Here is a 14381-nt window from a genome sequence, read left to right as displayed (position 1 = left end):
ACCGCACTCCCATATTCGAAGGCGTCTCTCCGTATTCCGCACGGACCCGCAGGGCTTTCCGATCACCTCACAGCATCCGCCCTGCGCGGACTACCATCACTCCATGACCCGTGTACTGCTCGCCGAGGACGACGCATCCATCTCGGAGCCGCTGGCCCGCGCCCTGCGTCGGGAGGGTTACGAGGTCGAGGTCCGCGAAGACGGCCCGGCCGCTCTCGATGCCGGCCTCCAGGGCGGGATCGACCTGGTCGTACTCGACCTGGGTCTGCCCGGGATGGACGGCCTCGAAGTTGCCCGCAGGCTCCGTGCCGAAGGCCACACCGTGCCGGTCCTGGTGCTGACCGCCCGAGCCGACGAGGTGGACACCGTCGTCGGCCTGGACGCGGGCGCCGACGACTACGTCACCAAGCCCTTCCGCCTGGCAGAACTGCTCGCCCGCGTCCGGGCCCTGCTGCGTCGCGGCGCCACCGAACCCGCTCCGCAGCCCGCCACCCACGGCGTCAGGATCGACGTCGAGTCGCACCGGGCCTGGATGGGCGACGAGGAACTCCAGCTCACCGCCAAGGAGTTCGACCTGCTGCGGGTCCTGGTCCGCGACGCCGGCCGAGTCGTCACCCGTGACCAGCTGATGCGCGAGGTCTGGGACACCACCTGGTGGTCGTCGACCAAGACCCTCGACATGCACATCTCCTGGCTCCGCAAGAAGCTCGGTGACGACGCGGCCAACCCCCGCTACATCGCGACCGTACGGGGCGTCGGCTTCCGCTTCGAGAAGAGCTGACGTACAGAAGCACTCATGCGCCGCAGACTGATCAACTCCACGCTCGCCGTGGTGCTCGTGGTGATCGCCGTCTTCGGCGTCTCCCTCGTCATCGTCGAGAGCCGCACCATCAGCAACAGCGCCCAGGAGAGTGTCGACTCCGAGGCGCTGCGGCTGATCAGCGTCGTCGAGAGCCGGCTCCTCGGGGCGGAGCGGATCAACCCCGCGCTGCTGGCCGAACAGATCTCCAGCAAGCGCTACGCACTGGTCAAGATCCCCGGACGCGCCCCCCTCGAAGTCGGTACGCGCCCCACCGGCAGGGTGATCAGCAGCACGGCCGAGGGGGAGCAGGGTGAGCGCGTCACCGTCGAGGAGTCCAGCACCGCCGTCACCCGTGAGGTCGGCCGCACCCTGATGATCATCGGCGCTGTGGCGCTGCTGGCCATCGTCTCGGCCGTGCTCCTCGCCGTACGCCAGGCCAACAAACTGGCCTCGCCGCTGACGGACCTCGCCGAGACCGCCGAACGCCTGGGCTCCGGCGATCCACGACCGCGCCACAAGCGGTACGGAGTGCCGGAGCTGGACCGGGTCGCCGACGTCCTGGACTCCTCCGCCGAGCGGATCGCCCGGATGCTGACCGCGGAACGCCGGCTGGCCGCCGACGCCTCGCACCAGCTCCGTACGCCGCTGACCGCGCTCTCCATGCGGATCGAGGAGATCTCGGCCACCAACGACCTGGACACGGTGAAGGAGGAGGCGAACATCGCCCTCACCCAGGTCGAGCGGCTCACCGATGTGGTGGAGCGGCTGCTGACCAACGCCCGCGATCCGCGAACCGGTTCCGCCGTCGTCTTCGACCTCGACGAGGTCGTCAAGCAGCAGATCGAGGAGTGGCGCCCGGCCTACCGGGGCGAGGGCCGCGCCATCGTCCGCTCCGGAAAGCAGGGGCTGCGGGCCGTCGGCACGCCGGGTGCGGTCGCCCAGGTGCTGGCCGCACTGATCGAGAACTCACTGATGCACGGCGGCGGTACGGTCGCGCTGCGTACCCGGGTCACCGGCAATCAGGCGGTGATCGAGGTCACGGACGAGGGCCCGGGCGTGCCCGCCGATCTCGGCGCCAGGATCTTCGAGCGGACGATCAGCGGCCGCAATTCCACCGGCATCGGCCTCGCGGTCGCCAGGGACCTCGCGGAGGCGGACGGAGGCCGCCTCGAACTGCTCCAGCAGCAGCCACCGGTTTTCGCCCTGTTCCTCAGCCGAGTGGCGCTGAAGAGACAGGAACCAGAACGCCCGGTGCGGTGAGGGCAGGGTGAACGTGTGCGGTGGGCGGCTACCGCCGCACCGGATCCGCCTCGGCCCGCGGCACCTGCTCCGTACGTCCCTGCTTCAGGAACCCCTCCGCGCTCAGCACGGTCTCCTTCGCGGGCAGCGCCTTGAACACCCACGTCCGGTAGGACCAGAAGCGGAACAGCGTCGCGATGCCGATCCCGAGGATCTTGAAGACATTGCTCTGGATCGGACTGTTCCACCCGAACCCGTACGTCGCCACGTACAGCACACCGGTCTCGATGACCGCACCCGCCGCGCTGAACAGCAGGAACAGCGTCAGCTCCCGGGTCCGCCCGGTCTTGTCACGGTCCCGGTACGTCCAGTAGCGGAAGCCGATGTAGTTGAAGAGGATGGCGACGAACGTCGCCAGCAGACCTGCCCGCACCACCTGAAGGTCCGTGGTGCGCCAGAGCAGGTTGGATACCGCGATGTTGACCACCAGGCCGAATGCGCCGACCGCCCCGAACTTGGCGACCTCCCGGGCCAGCAGATCCAGCCGGGTTCGCAGTGCGCCCCGTTCGCTCATGGTGATCGCTCAGCCCGTCTGTCGGTTACGTCAACCCGCTCATGCTATCCAGCCCGTCCAGGGGTTGCCTGTGGATGTTCTGTCAGGCGTGGCGATGCTGTGACGTGCCTCCGCCGGGGCGGGCGGAGGGCGTCGTCGGACGCCCCCCGGGGCGCCGGATACCCTGGAGGAGTGACGTTCCCGGTAGTCGGCATGGTCGGCGGCGGTCAGCTCGCCCGTATGACCCACGAGGCAGGCATCCCCCTCGGCATCAAATTCAAGCTCCTCAGTGACACCCCCCAGGACTCGGCGGCCCAGGTGGTGAACGAAGTCGTCGTCGGCGACTATCGCGACCTGGACACGCTGCGCGCCTTCGCGCGCGGCTGTGACGTGATCACCTTCGATCACGAGCACGTACCGACCGAACACCTGCGGGCCCTGGAGGCGGACGGCATTCCCGTGCGCCCGGGACCCGATGCGCTGGTGCACGCCCAGGACAAGGGGGTGATGCGCGCGAAGCTCACCGAGATCGGCGCGCCCTGCCCCCGCCACCGCATCGTGAAGGACCCGGCCGACGTCGCGGCCTTCGCGGAAGAGGTCGGGGGCTTCCCCGTCATCCTCAAGACGGTCCGCGGCGGCTACGACGGCAAGGGCGTCTGGGTGGTCCGCTCCGAGGCGGACGCGGCCGACCCCTTCCGGGCCGGTGTCGCCGTCCTCGCCGAGGAGAAGGTCGACTTCGTGCGGGAGCTGGCGGCCAATATCGTCCGCTCGCCGCACGGCCAGGCCGTCGCGTACCCGGTCGTCGAGTCGATCCAGGTCGACGGGGTCTGCGACACGGTCATCGCCCCGGCCCCGGAGCTGGACGAGCGGCTCGCGGGCGAGGCCCAGCAGCTCGCTCTCCGAATCGCCTCCGAGCTCGGCGTCGTCGGCCACCTCGCCGTCGAACTCTTCGAGACCCGTGGGCCCGACGGGAAGCCCGGCATCCTGGTCAACGAGCTCGCGATGCGCCCGCACAACTCCGGGCACTGGACCCAGGACGGCGCGATCACCTCGCAGTTCGCCAACCACGTCCGGGCCGTCCTCGACCTCCCGCTCGGCGACCCGCGTCCGCGCGCCACCTGGACGGTCATGTCCAATGTGCTCGGCGGCGACTACCCGGACATGTACCAGGCGTATCTGCACTGCATGGCCCGCGACCCTCAGCTCAAGATCCACATGTACGGCAAGGACGTGAAGCCCGGCCGCAAGGTCGGACACGTCAACACCTACGGCGACGACTTGGCGGACGTGCGAGACCGAGCCCGTCATGCAGCTGACTACCTCAGAGGAACGATCACCGAATGACTTCCCCCGCCTCCGCCGCGCCGGTCGTCGGCATCGTCATGGGCTCGGACTCCGACTGGCCCGTCATGGAAGCAGCGGCCAAGGCCCTCGACGAGTTCGAGATCCCCTACGAGGTCGACGTCGTCTCCGCCCACCGCATGCCGCGCGAGATGATCGCGTACGGCGAGCACGCGGCGGACCGCGGCCTCAAGGTGATCATCGCGGGCGCGGGCGGCGCCGCCCACCTGCCCGGCATGCTCGCCTCCGTCACCCCGCTGCCCGTCATCGGCGTCCCGGTGCCGCTGAAGTATCTCGACGGCATGGACAGCCTGCTCTCCATCGTGCAGATGCCCGCCGGTGTTCCCGTCGCCACCGTCTCGGTCGGCGGCGCACGCAACGCGGGCCTGCTCGCCGCACGCATCCTCGCCGCCCACGACAGTGAGCTGCAGGCCCGCATGGCCGAGTTCCAGCAGGAGCTGAACGACCAGGCGACGGAGAAGGGCAAGCGGCTGCGCAGCAAGGTCGAGGGCAGCGACTCCTTCGGTTTCGGGAAGTAGGCCACCCGTGGACCAGCTGAAGCGGGCCGCCGAACTCCTTGCCGAGTACCCCGTCGTCGACGGCCACAACGATCTGCCGTGGGCGCTGCGCGAACAGGTCGGCTACGACCTGGACGCCCGCGACATCGCCACCGACCAGTCCGCCCATCTGCACACCGACATCCCGCGGCTGCGCGCGGGCGGCGTCGGCGCCCAGTTCTGGTCCGTCTACGTACAGTCCGACATGACGGGCGACGAAGCCGTCAGCGCCACCCTCGAACAGATCGACGTGGTCACCGAGCTGCTGGAGCGCTACCCCGCGGACCTGCGGCGCGCCCTGACCGCCGACGACATGGAGACGGCTCGCACCGAAGGCCGTATCGCCTCCCTGATGGGCGCCGAGGGCGGCCACTCCATCAACAACTCGCTGGGCACCCTGCGCGCGCTGCATGCCCTGGGCGTCCGCTACATGACGCTCACCCACAACGACAACATCGCGTGGGCTGACTCGGCGACCGATGAGCCGGGCGTGGGCGGTCTCTCGCCCTTCGGCCACGAGGTCGTACGGGAGATGAACCGCACCGGCATGCTGGTCGACCTCTCCCACGTGGCGGCCACCACGATGCGCGACGCGCTCGACACCTCCACCGCGCCGGTGATCTTCTCGCACTCCTCGTCACGCGCGATCTGCGACCACCCGCGCAACATCCCCGACGACGTCCTCGGCCGGCTCCCGGCCAACGGCGGCATCGCCATGGCGACCTTCGTACCGAAGTTCGTCCTCCCGGCAGCCGTCGCCTGGACCCATGCCGCGGACGAGAACATGCGCGCCCACGGGCTGCACCACCTCGACACCACCGCGCAGGCCATGAAGATCCACGCAGCCTTCGAAGCGGCCAACCCGCGCCCGATGGCCACCGCGGCGACGATCGCCGACCACCTCGACCACATGCGCGAGGTCGCCGGGATCGATCACATCGGCATCGGCGGCGACTACGACGGCACCGCCTTCCTCCCGGAGGGGCTCCAGGATGTCGCGGGCTACCCGAACCTGATCGCGGAGCTGCTCGGCCGGAGCTGGTCCACCGCCGATCTCGCCAAGCTCACCTGGCAGAACGCGGTACGGGTGCTGCGCGACGCCGAGGACGTCGCACGCGAGCTGAGCACGCGCCGGGCCCCGTCCCACGCCACGATCGAGCAGCTGGACACCCGGGCCGGCTGAGCCGGAGCTGTCGCGTGCGGGGCACCCCCAGGGGTGCCCCGCACGTTTTCTAACCCGCACACAGACAGAACGGGTGCCCCGCAGGATCCGCGTACACCCGGAAACTCCGCTCCCGGTCCTCCGCATCCAGCACGGCCGCACCCAGCGCAAGCACCTCCCGCTCCGCCGCGTCCAGATCCGGCACGGTCAGATCCAGATGGAACTGCTGCGAGCCGTCCGGGCGCGGCCACCGCGGCGGTACGAAACCGGGCGCGGCCTGGAACGCGAGCGGCACGGCCGTGCCACCGGTCAGCTCCACCCAGCCCTCGTGGTCCTCGACCTTTCCGCCGAGCAGCCCGGCGTAGAACCCGGCGAGCGCAACGGGGTCGGGGCAGTCCAGAACGACGGCACCCAGAGTGGCGACAGTCATGACACTTCCTCCTTCAGGCAGGGATGGTTACCCCTAAGGCGTCCCAACAGGTAACCGTTACTGCATGCTGCCGCACTGGAGGTAACGTCGCAACCATGAATGAGAAGGATTCCGCGCCCGGTGGACTCGCGCTGATCGAGGCCCTGGTCAACACACTGGACATCGAGACCGGTGCGGACACTCTCGATACGGCGGACGGGCGCGCCGCCTTCTCTCTCACCGAGCCGGACGTCCCGGACGCCCGCGTTCTGCGTGAGGCGCTCCGCACCGCCTGCCTCGCCCATGCCGGCCACCGTCCGCCGGACGGCTCCGCGGCACCCCCGCTCGACCGGCTCCTCGCCGAAGCGCCCCTGCGCGTCACCGTGGACGCGGCGGGCGCCGCCTCACTGCGGCCCGCCGCCGAACCGGCCGGTCTGACCGCCCGTGTCGCGGCGGCCATCGCCACCGCGGCGGCCGACGGCACCTGGGCCCGGCTCAAGGCGTGCGAGGCCGAGGACTGCCAATGGGCCTATTACGATCGCAGCCCGGCGGGGCGCCGCCGCTGGTGCTCCATGTCGGTGTGCGGCGCCCGCGCCAAGATGCGCACCTACCGCGCGAAGCGCGGCTGAGACCGGTCCGAAGACCGGATGTGTCAGGCCTTCGGGCGCCCCATGGCCCGGTACGTCCAGCCGGCCTCGCGCCACTGCTCGCTGTCGAGCGCGTTGCGGCCGTCCAGGATTATCCGGCGGGACGCGACCTCGCCGAGCGCCGCCGGGTCCAGCTCGCGGAACTCGCGCCACTCCGTCAGATGCAGCACCACATCCGCGCCGCGCACCGCCTCCAGCGCCGAGTCCGCGTAACCGAGGGTCGGGAAGAGCCGCCGGGCGTTGTCCATGCCCTTCGGGTCGAAGACTGTGACCTGGCCGCCCTGCAGATGGATCTGACCGGCCACGTTCAGCGCCGGCGAGTCCCGTACGTCGTCCGAGTCCGGCTTGAACGTCGCACCCAGGACCGCGACCCGCTTGCCGAGGAACGAATCGCCGCCCACGGCCTCGCGGGCCAGCTCCACCATGTGGCCGCGGCGCCGCATATTGATCGAGTCGACCTCGCGGAGGAAGGTCAGTGCCTGGTCCGCGCCCAGCTCACCGGCGCGTGCCATGAAGGCCCGGATGTCCTTCGGCAGACAGCCGCCGCCGAAGCCGATCCCGGCCCGCAGGAACTTGGACCCGATCCGCTCGTCGTGCCCGATCGCCTCGGCCAGCTTCTTCACATCGCCGTCGGCGGCCTCGCAGACCTCCGCCATGGCGTTGATGAACGAGATCTTCGTGGCCAGGAAGGAATTGGCCGCCGTCTTCACCAGCTCGGCGGTCGGGAAGTCCGTCACCACGAACGGCGACCCCTCGGCGACCGGCACCGCGTACACCTCGCGCAGCGACTTCTCGGCCCGCTCGCTCGCCACGCCGACGACGATCCGGTCCGGGTGCAGGGTGTCCTTCACGGCGAAGCCCTCGCGCAGGAACTCCGGGTTCCAGGCCAGCTCCGCTTCCGTACCCGCCGGCGCCAGCTCTGCCAGCCGCGCCGCGAGCCGGGCCGCCGAACCCACCGGCACGGTCGACTTCCCGACCACCAGGGCGGGCCGGGTCAGATGCGGTGCCAGCGACTCGAAGGCGCTGTCGACGTAGCTCATGTCGCAGGCGTACTCGCCGTGCTTCTGCGGAGTGTTCACGCAGACGAAGTGCACATCGCCGAAGGCCGCCACCTCTTCCCACGAGGTGGTGAACCGCAGCCGTCCGGTGGCTCCCTCGATGCCCTCCACATGCTTGCGGAGCAGCTCTTCGAGGCCCGGCTCGTACATCGGGACCTTGCCGGTGCTCAGCATCTCGATCTTCTCGGGCACGACATCGAGGCCGAGCACTTCGAAGCCCAGTTCCGCCATGGCCGCGGCGTGGGTGGCGCCGAGATAGCCGGTGCCGATCACAGTGATCCTGAGGGCCATGTAGTGCTCCTGGGAGATGCGGACAGACGTGCGGTGAACGAGCATAGTCGTGCCTCTGGAGGCCCGGTTTCCGGCTGCCTGCGCAGCTTCTCCCACCCCTGTCGCGAAGCTCACGCACGCATTGCATAGGCCATCGCGGGAGCGGCGCTCTAAAATCGGGTTACTTAACGGTAGTTAGCATCTTTGGGGAGTGAGCGCCTTGGCGGGTTCGACCGATTTCGACCTGTACCGTCCGGCCGAGGAGCACGAGATGCTCCGCGAGACGGTGCGCGCGCTCGCCGAGGCGAAGATCGCCCCGTACGCGGCAGCGGTCGACGAGGACGCGCGCTTCCCGCAGGAGGCGCTGGACGCCCTGACTGCCGCGGACCTGCACGCGGTGCACGTACCCGAGGAGTACGGCGGCGCGGGCGCCGACGCCCTCGCCACGGTCATCGTGATCGAGGAGGTGGCCCGTGTCTGCGCCTCCTCCTCCCTCATCCCGGCCGTGAACAAGCTCGGCTCGCTCCCCGTGGTCCTCTCCGGCTCCGAGGACCTGAAGAAGAAGTACCTGGGTCCGCTCGCCAAGGGCGACGGCTTGTTCTCGTACTGCCTTTCCGAGCCCGACGCGGGTTCCGACGCGGCGGGCATGAAGACCAGGGCCGTGCGTGACGGCGACTTCTGGGTGCTCAACGGTGTGAAGCGCTGGATCACCAACGCGGGCGTCTCCGAGTACTACACGGTCATGGCCGTCACCGACCCGACCAAGCGCTCCAAGGGCATCTCCGCCTTCGTCGTCGAGAAGGCGGACGAGGGCGTCTCCTTCGGTGCCCCGGAGAAGAAGCTCGGCATCAAGGGCTCCCCGACCCGCGAGGTCTACTTCGACAACGTCCGTATCCCCGCCGACCGCATCATCGGCGAGGAGGGCACCGGCTTCGCCACCGCGATGAAGACCCTGGACCACACCCGCATCACGATCGCGGCCCAGGCCCTCGGTATCGCCCAGGGCGCCCTCGACTACGCCAAGGGCTACGTCCAGGAGCGCAAGCAGTTCGGCAAGCCGATCGGCGACTTCCAGGGCGTCCAGTTCATGCTCGCCGACATGGCCATGAAGCTGGAGGCGGCCCGCCAGCTCACCTACTCGGCCGCCGCCAAGTCCGAGCGCCTCGACAGCGACCTCACCTTCTTCGGCGCCGCGGCCAAGTGCTTCGCCTCCGACGTCGCGATGGAGATCACCACGGACGCGGTCCAGCTGCTCGGCGGCTACGGCTACACGCGGGACTACCCGGTGGAGCGGATGATGCGCGACGCGAAGATCACGCAGATTTACGAAGGCACGAATCAGGTGCAGCGGATCGTCATGGCGAGGAACCTGCCGTAGCGGTTATTGCCCATACGCGTCTGGCCCCCGGTAGCACACCGGGGGTCAGACGCGTGTAGGCAGCCAAGACACTGCGCGAGATGAATCAGCCGGGCCGCAGACAGCAGGTCCCGTTTGTCATCAAACCCAGTCGACCGACACGGGGGGCAAGGTTCTCCAACAGGGCACTGCTTCAAGACGCCATGACCCGGCTGCGCGGGGAGCGGTGACGGCGGTAGTAGGAGACGGTGACGGCGGCGAGCAGAGGGCCCCACAGGACCAGCGGTTGGTAGAGGATGCCGACCACGAGGTTGCCGGTGCCCGTCATGTCATCGTGCGGGTAGGTCCACCACCAGGGAACATTGGCCCACATCACGGTCAGTGCCACTGCGCCGAGGGTGGCTGGGACGACGGCGGCCATCGGGCGCACGGCGCGTCCTCCGATCAGCGGTATCCAGCGCGGCACGACTTCGCCCCAGGGGCGCACCAGACCGATTGTCAGGAAGGCGAGAAGCTCGCAGACCACGCTCAGCGTCAGCATCCAGACCTTCGCGCCGAGCGTCTCGAAGTCCGCGAAGCGCTCGTCCAGGTAGCCGGCCGGACAGCCGAGCACCAGGGCGATCCGCCATAGCCCGCTCGGCAGTACGGCCAAGGTGGTCAGATGTGCGGCCCAAATTGCCCAACGGGGCGGCGGTGCAACGGAGTTTGCGGCCGTGGCGGCGTCCGGAGTGCTCATGCGACTCATCCTGCCGCCCCGCCCATCGCCTTCCATCAGCCTCTGCGCCTGATCCGGTTGGTCCGCTGGGCTGACGCCTGGCCTGCGTGACCGCGTCGCAAGGCGGACCGACCGTCAGACTTCGAGACGATGTGCGCAGCAAAGTCCTTCCGTGCTTGCCGAGTTCTGCCGACGACTGGGTTCAGTGACAAGCGGGCTGGATTCATTGGCGACGGACAGTAGAGGCAGTTGGTGATCAACCCACCCATGAATGTTGACGGGAGACGACGTCATCGCCGGTGTCGCTGCTGGCGTTGCGTGAACTATTCGCTGTGACATGACGAGGGACGTCCGTAGGGTTCGTGCATGACTGACGAGAGTGAGCGGGCCGTTCAAGCGGCCATTGAAGCGGAGATGCGGCTTCTCGACCCTGCCGTGCGTGCTTCGTCGGCCCTGGTCTCGGAGCTCCTGGACCCGGAGTTCCTCGAGATCGGAGCGTCGGGGCGGCGCTGGGACGCGACGTCGATTCTCACGGTGACGAGTGACGGTTCGGTGGCCCCCGAAGCTCCGGTCGAGGTCAGCGATATGTCGGGGGCCGTACTCGCTCCCGGCATCGTTCATCTGACGTACTTCGCCGACCACAGCGGGCGCCGAGCATGGCGGAGCTCCGTGTGGCGTCTGACGGAAGCGGGCTGGCGCATGTACTTCCACCAGGGCACTTTGACGAGCTAGGTCCGGTGACGGCCCCGACGCACCGCGGCCCGCGTCCTGCTCCGGCCCTCGGACGTGCGGGGAGCCGTGAACGGCATGCGGGCATGCGGGCAGGAGGGGCGCAGTCACCGTGAGCCACTGGGGCGGGGCTACTCCTCGGCGAAGACTTCCTCGGCGGAGGCGGCGGTGGCGGCGCGGTTGAGCCACTGGTGCAGGAGCTGAGGGTCGTCGCAGCCGGTGATCTTCTCGCGGGTCTCGTCGGTGATGGCGATACCGCGCACGTCGAGGATGAGCAGGAGTCCCTCGGCTCGACCTTCGGCTCGACCTTCGGCTCGGCCTTCGTCCCGGAGTTCTTCCGAGAGGGGCGACTTGTAGAAAGAGAGGTCCACGGCCACCAGATTCCTCCACTGTTGTGCGGCCGGGCGGTTGCCCAGGCCTTGTGCGGTGAGTTCGATGATGGGGTCGGCGATTGCTTCCGGTGTGTCCCGCAGTGCGGTGGACAGGGTTTTCAGTATGGCACCGACGTCCGGATTGTCGGCGTGTGTGATGGCGGCCAGGGTGGTGAGTGCGAGGTCCTTGCGGGCTTCGGCCACATCGGTGATGACAGGCATGTTGTGCGGGCCCGCGACGAGGGGATAAAGGGCGAACGTCTGCCACTGGCGGAGGCCGATGGAGATGGGGCGTGCAGCCCATTCGGCGGTGGCGTGGTCCTGGCAGACGACCAGCAACAGGATGGGCAGCCCGTATCTGTTGTGGAGATAGCTGACGTAGTAAGGCCAGCTGACGGTCTTGCGTGGGTCCTTCTTGCCCTGGGCTTCGATGGCGAGGAGGAAGGGCCCGTCGTGCGCTGTTTCGATGCGCAGGAGGGTGTCCACTCGGCGTTCGACGGGACGGGCTTCGGTGAGGTCGGTGGGCAGCGCGGTGGCTGAGGTGGGTGGTGGGATGTCGACTCCGAGCACCTCGGAGACGCGGGAGAAGAGGCCGGGGTACTCCTGGAAGATGCGGTGCATTGCCTCGTGGGGCGAGCTGACCATGCAGGTCCGTTCGGGTTGTGGGTGATGATCCGGTCAGGCGGCTGTGTGCAGTTCGGTGCGGCAGTCGCGGCAGTTTCCGGGGTCGGCGGCGCGGAAGGCGCGGTCGCATCTGCCGCAGTTCTGGAGCGGGATGACGATGACGCCAGGGCGTGCGGGTGCGAGGTCCTGGGCTCCCGGCAGCAGCGGTGGCAGGAGCGCCGTGATCCGGTGGCGCAGAAGCTTGGCTGGGTGCTTCAGGAGGTTCGGGAGGTCGGTGGTGAGGGCGTGGCGGATGGTGTCGGGGTGGGCGTCGCGTTCGAGCCAGGTGGCGACGCCGGGGGTGAGGATGTGGATGTCGTTCTCGGCGAGGGTGAGTTGGGGTGTGTGGCGGCGCAGGTCGGCGAGGAGTGCGGTGGCCATGCGCTGAAGCTCCGGCGTGAGCTCCTGCGGCTGGGGGAGCGGCGGAGGCGGCGTTGTGCGCGCGGTGGGGGCCGGTACGGGGACGGGCTGCGGCGGTGGCGTGAGTGCCGGGGGTGGTGCGGGGCGCGGCTCGGGAGCGGTTACGCGTGGCGGTGGTGTGGGCAGCGGGGCCGGCTCGCTGGGAACCGTCCGGGGCTGACGGGTTGCGCCCGGCTGGTTGTACGAGACGGTGCGGGTGACGATGCGGCCGTCGGCGAGGCGTACGCGGCTGCGGTGGAGGTAGCCGTGGGCTTCGAGCTCACGCAGGGCGGCGGCGATGCGGGTCTCGCTCTCGGGGAAGCGTTCGGCGAGGTGCTTGATGCCGATCTTGGCTTCGGCGGGCAGCGACTGGATGTGGGCGGCGAGCCCGATCGCCGCGAGGGAGAGTCCGCGGTGCTGGGCGAGATGGTTGCCGATGACGGTGAAGCCTGCAACGTGCCGGACGTTGATGTGGATGACACCGGATGACGGTGTGGCGTCCCCGGGTGCGGGGGACAGGGCGCACGGGGGCGCGGTAATCTGCGGGGTACCCATCGGGAAGCTCCGTACTTCCTCGGTGGTCAGGCCCTCGGCCGAGACTGCAATCTCGTCGGGGGCCGTCGCATGTCTGCAGTTGTCGCGGCGAGCATATGCCAGCCAACCCGTATGAAATCCAGCCCAGTTGCCCTATGTCACCCGCGCGAGTGACAGGGGCGGGGTGGGGCCGGGTTTGGGTGGGGAGGGTGATTTCCCCAGGTTCTTCAAAGCTTTATGTGTCGTGGGGCGCGGCGACGTGGTTCACCGGGTCGTGGGCCTCCGCGACCCGGTGAAGCGGTCACGGTACGAGGCCGAGTTGATTGTCCAGTGCTGTCCCGGCTGTCCGGGGTGACGTGCTGGGGACACCAGGGGTTGAGCCAAGAACGGCATGCACGTCGGAAGTGGGGCACGGATGAGCGTGGATGGGACCGGTACGGAGCACGGGGACGGTGGAGCGGACGAGCCCGGCTGGGATGTCGATCCCGACGACGAGTCAGGGGTTGCGGTGGTCGCCGCGGTGGGCCGCCAGATCAAGGCCTGGCGGGAGTCGGCGGGGCTGCGGGCCGGCGAGTTCGGGGCTGCGATCGGGTACGGCGAGGACCTGGTCTACAAGGTGGAGGGCGGGCGGCGCATCCCTCGGCCGGAGTTCCTGGACAAGGCGGACGAGGTGCTGGGCGCGGGCGGGAAGCTCGCGGCGATGAAGCGAGATGTGGCGGAGGTCCGTTACCCGAAGAAGGTTCGGGATCTGGCGAAGCTGGAGGCCAAGGTTGTCGAGCTGGAGGCGTATCACCACCACAACATCAACGGCCTGTTGCAGACCGAGGAGCACATGCGTGCCCTGTTTGCGTCGTGGCTGCCCGCCTACACGCTGGACGAGATGGACCGCGTGGTGGCCGCTCGTATGGCCCGACGATCCATCTTCGATCGAGATCCCCTCCCGTCGCTGAGTTTTGTCCAGGAGGAGGTGACGCTTCGCCGTCCGGTCGGAGGCACAATGGTGTTGCGCCGACAACTTGAACGCCTCTTGGAAGTAGGGCAGTTGCGGAATGTGGCTATCCAGGTGATGCCGACCAACCGCGAGGAACATCCTGGGACGGGCGGACTGATCGAGGTGCTGAAGTTCCCCGACGGCAGTGCGGTGGGGCGTTCCGAGGGCGCGTTCAGCGGACGCCCGGTCTCCGACCCGAAGCAGCTCAGGATCCTTGGGTTGCGCTATGGGATGATCCGGGCCCAGGCTCTTACGCCACGGGAGTCGCTGGCCTTCATCGAGCAAGTTCTGGGAGAGACATGATCAACAAGCCCTCTGCCGGGGACGCTTCCGAGCTGGAGTGGTTCAAGAGCAGCTACAGCAGCAGTGGCGACGGCAACGACTGCATCGAGGTCGCGACCACCCCAGGCGCGGTGCTCGTGCGCGACTCCAAGAACTTGCAGGGGCCCCGGCTCGCTTTCGCGTCAGGTGCTTGGGCGGGCTTCGTCCCGTACGCCGCCGGGCACTGATCCCGCACGCACTCGGGCCCCCGAGCCCGGTTGGTGCCGGACCGGGGCGCGAACCCACGAAAGACCGTCCAGCGA

16 protein-coding genes are annotated in these 14381 nt (G+C 68.8%); 10 read left to right on the top strand and 6 right to left on the bottom strand.

Annotated features, from left to right (window positions below):
* The first annotated feature begins 103 nt into the window (after nucleotides 1–103).
* Both GA0115254_RS31805 and GA0115254_RS31800 read left to right on the top strand, forming a co-directional pair.
* Nucleotides 104–781, top strand: a complete 678-nt coding sequence (locus GA0115254_RS31805) for a response regulator transcription factor (protein ID WP_093898758.1) — start codon at nucleotides 104–106, stop codon at nucleotides 779–781.
* A gap of 15 nt (nucleotides 782–796) precedes the next feature.
* The gene (locus GA0115254_RS31800) at nucleotides 797–2062 is read left to right on the top strand and encodes an ATP-binding protein (RefSeq protein WP_093898732.1); all 1266 of its coding nucleotides are present in this window, start codon (nucleotides 797–799) and stop codon (nucleotides 2060–2062) included.
* A gap of 28 nt (nucleotides 2063–2090) precedes the next feature.
* Here GA0115254_RS31800 and GA0115254_RS31795 read toward each other — a convergent pair whose 3' ends face one another.
* The gene (locus tag GA0115254_RS31795) at nucleotides 2091–2615 is read right to left on the bottom strand and encodes a GtrA family protein (RefSeq protein ID WP_093898731.1); all 525 of its coding nucleotides are present in this window, start codon (nucleotides 2613–2615) and stop codon (nucleotides 2091–2093) included.
* Nucleotides 2616–2714: 99 nt separating this feature from the next.
* On the opposite strand from GA0115254_RS31795, the gene GA0115254_RS31790 reads away from it, so the two are divergent.
* The 3 genes from GA0115254_RS31790 to GA0115254_RS31780 are packed head-to-tail and all read left to right on the top strand — an operon-like array spanning nucleotide 2715 to nucleotide 5675.
* A complete protein-coding gene (locus tag GA0115254_RS31790) occupies nucleotides 2715–3938 on the top strand; it encodes a 5-(carboxyamino)imidazole ribonucleotide synthase (protein WP_370740975.1) in 1224 nt (407 codons plus the stop codon).
* A complete protein-coding gene (purE, locus tag GA0115254_RS31785; RefSeq protein ID WP_093898729.1) occupies nucleotides 3935–4474 on the top strand; it encodes a 5-(carboxyamino)imidazole ribonucleotide mutase in 540 nt (179 codons plus the stop codon). The genes GA0115254_RS31790 and purE overlap by 4 nt, the downstream gene beginning before the upstream one ends.
* 7 nt (nucleotides 4475–4481) lie before the next feature.
* Nucleotides 4482–5675 (top strand): dipeptidase, encoded by a 1194-nt coding sequence (locus GA0115254_RS31780; RefSeq protein WP_093898728.1) that lies wholly within the window; start codon nucleotides 4482–4484, stop codon nucleotides 5673–5675.
* A 49-nt stretch (nucleotides 5676–5724) separates the two neighbouring features.
* Here the strand turns inward: GA0115254_RS31780 and GA0115254_RS31775 are convergent, their stop codons facing one another.
* Nucleotides 5725–6084, bottom strand: coding sequence for a VOC family protein (locus tag GA0115254_RS31775; protein WP_093898727.1), 360 nt, complete (start codon nucleotides 6082–6084; stop codon nucleotides 5725–5727).
* A 95-nt stretch (nucleotides 6085–6179) separates the two neighbouring features.
* Between GA0115254_RS31775 and GA0115254_RS31770 the strand changes: the two genes are divergently transcribed.
* A complete protein-coding gene (locus GA0115254_RS31770; protein WP_093898726.1) occupies nucleotides 6180–6692 on the top strand; it encodes a CGNR zinc finger domain-containing protein in 513 nt (170 codons plus the stop codon).
* Between the two features lie 23 nt (nucleotides 6693–6715).
* Here GA0115254_RS31770 and GA0115254_RS31765 read toward each other — a convergent pair whose 3' ends face one another.
* Nucleotides 6716–8059 carry a UDP-glucose dehydrogenase family protein gene (locus GA0115254_RS31765; RefSeq protein WP_093898757.1) on the bottom strand — a complete coding sequence of 448 codons (1344 nt, stop codon included), beginning with the start codon at nucleotides 8057–8059 and terminating at the stop codon, nucleotides 6716–6718.
* 199 nt (nucleotides 8060–8258) lie between these two features.
* On the opposite strand from GA0115254_RS31765, the gene GA0115254_RS31760 reads away from it, so the two are divergent.
* Entirely contained in the window at nucleotides 8259–9416 is a 1158-nt protein-coding gene (locus GA0115254_RS31760) for an acyl-CoA dehydrogenase (RefSeq protein ID WP_093898725.1), read from the top strand.
* Between the two features lie 172 nt (nucleotides 9417–9588).
* Here the strand turns inward: GA0115254_RS31760 and GA0115254_RS31755 are convergent, their stop codons facing one another.
* Complete coding sequence (locus tag GA0115254_RS31755) at nucleotides 9589–10131, bottom strand: hypothetical protein (protein ID WP_370740974.1); 543 nt, start codon at nucleotides 10129–10131, stop codon at nucleotides 9589–9591.
* A gap of 345 nt (nucleotides 10132–10476) precedes the next feature.
* Between GA0115254_RS31755 and GA0115254_RS31750 the strand changes: the two genes are divergently transcribed.
* Nucleotides 10477–10842: a nuclear transport factor 2 family protein gene (locus tag GA0115254_RS31750; RefSeq protein ID WP_093898723.1), complete on the top strand. Its 366-nt coding sequence runs from the start codon at nucleotides 10477–10479 to the stop codon at nucleotides 10840–10842.
* 128 nt (nucleotides 10843–10970) lie between these two features.
* Here GA0115254_RS31750 and GA0115254_RS31745 read toward each other — a convergent pair whose 3' ends face one another.
* Both GA0115254_RS31745 and GA0115254_RS31740 read right to left on the bottom strand, forming a co-directional pair.
* Entirely contained in the window at nucleotides 10971–11855 is an 885-nt protein-coding gene (locus tag GA0115254_RS31745; RefSeq protein WP_093898722.1) for an RpnC/YadD family protein, read from the bottom strand.
* Nucleotides 11856–11888: 33 nt separating this feature from the next.
* Entirely contained in the window at nucleotides 11889–12827 is a 939-nt protein-coding gene (locus GA0115254_RS31740; RefSeq protein WP_093898721.1) for a DNA-binding protein, read from the bottom strand.
* 394 nt (nucleotides 12828–13221) lie between these two features.
* On the opposite strand from GA0115254_RS31740, the gene GA0115254_RS31735 reads away from it, so the two are divergent.
* A complete protein-coding gene (locus GA0115254_RS31735) occupies nucleotides 13222–14100 on the top strand; it encodes a helix-turn-helix domain-containing protein (protein ID WP_093898720.1) in 879 nt (292 codons plus the stop codon).
* The gene (locus tag GA0115254_RS31730; RefSeq protein ID WP_093898719.1) at nucleotides 14097–14306 is read left to right on the top strand and encodes a DUF397 domain-containing protein; all 210 of its coding nucleotides are present in this window, start codon (nucleotides 14097–14099) and stop codon (nucleotides 14304–14306) included. Before GA0115254_RS31735 ends, GA0115254_RS31730 begins: the two co-directional genes overlap by 4 nt.
* Nucleotides 14307–14381: the final 75 nt, after the last annotated feature.

The sequence above is a fragment of the Streptomyces sp. Ncost-T10-10d genome, from assembly GCF_900091955.1.
GTDB lineage: Bacteria > Actinomycetota > Actinomycetes > Streptomycetales > Streptomycetaceae > Streptomyces.
This window is presented reverse-complemented; position numbering and strand designations above follow the sequence as displayed.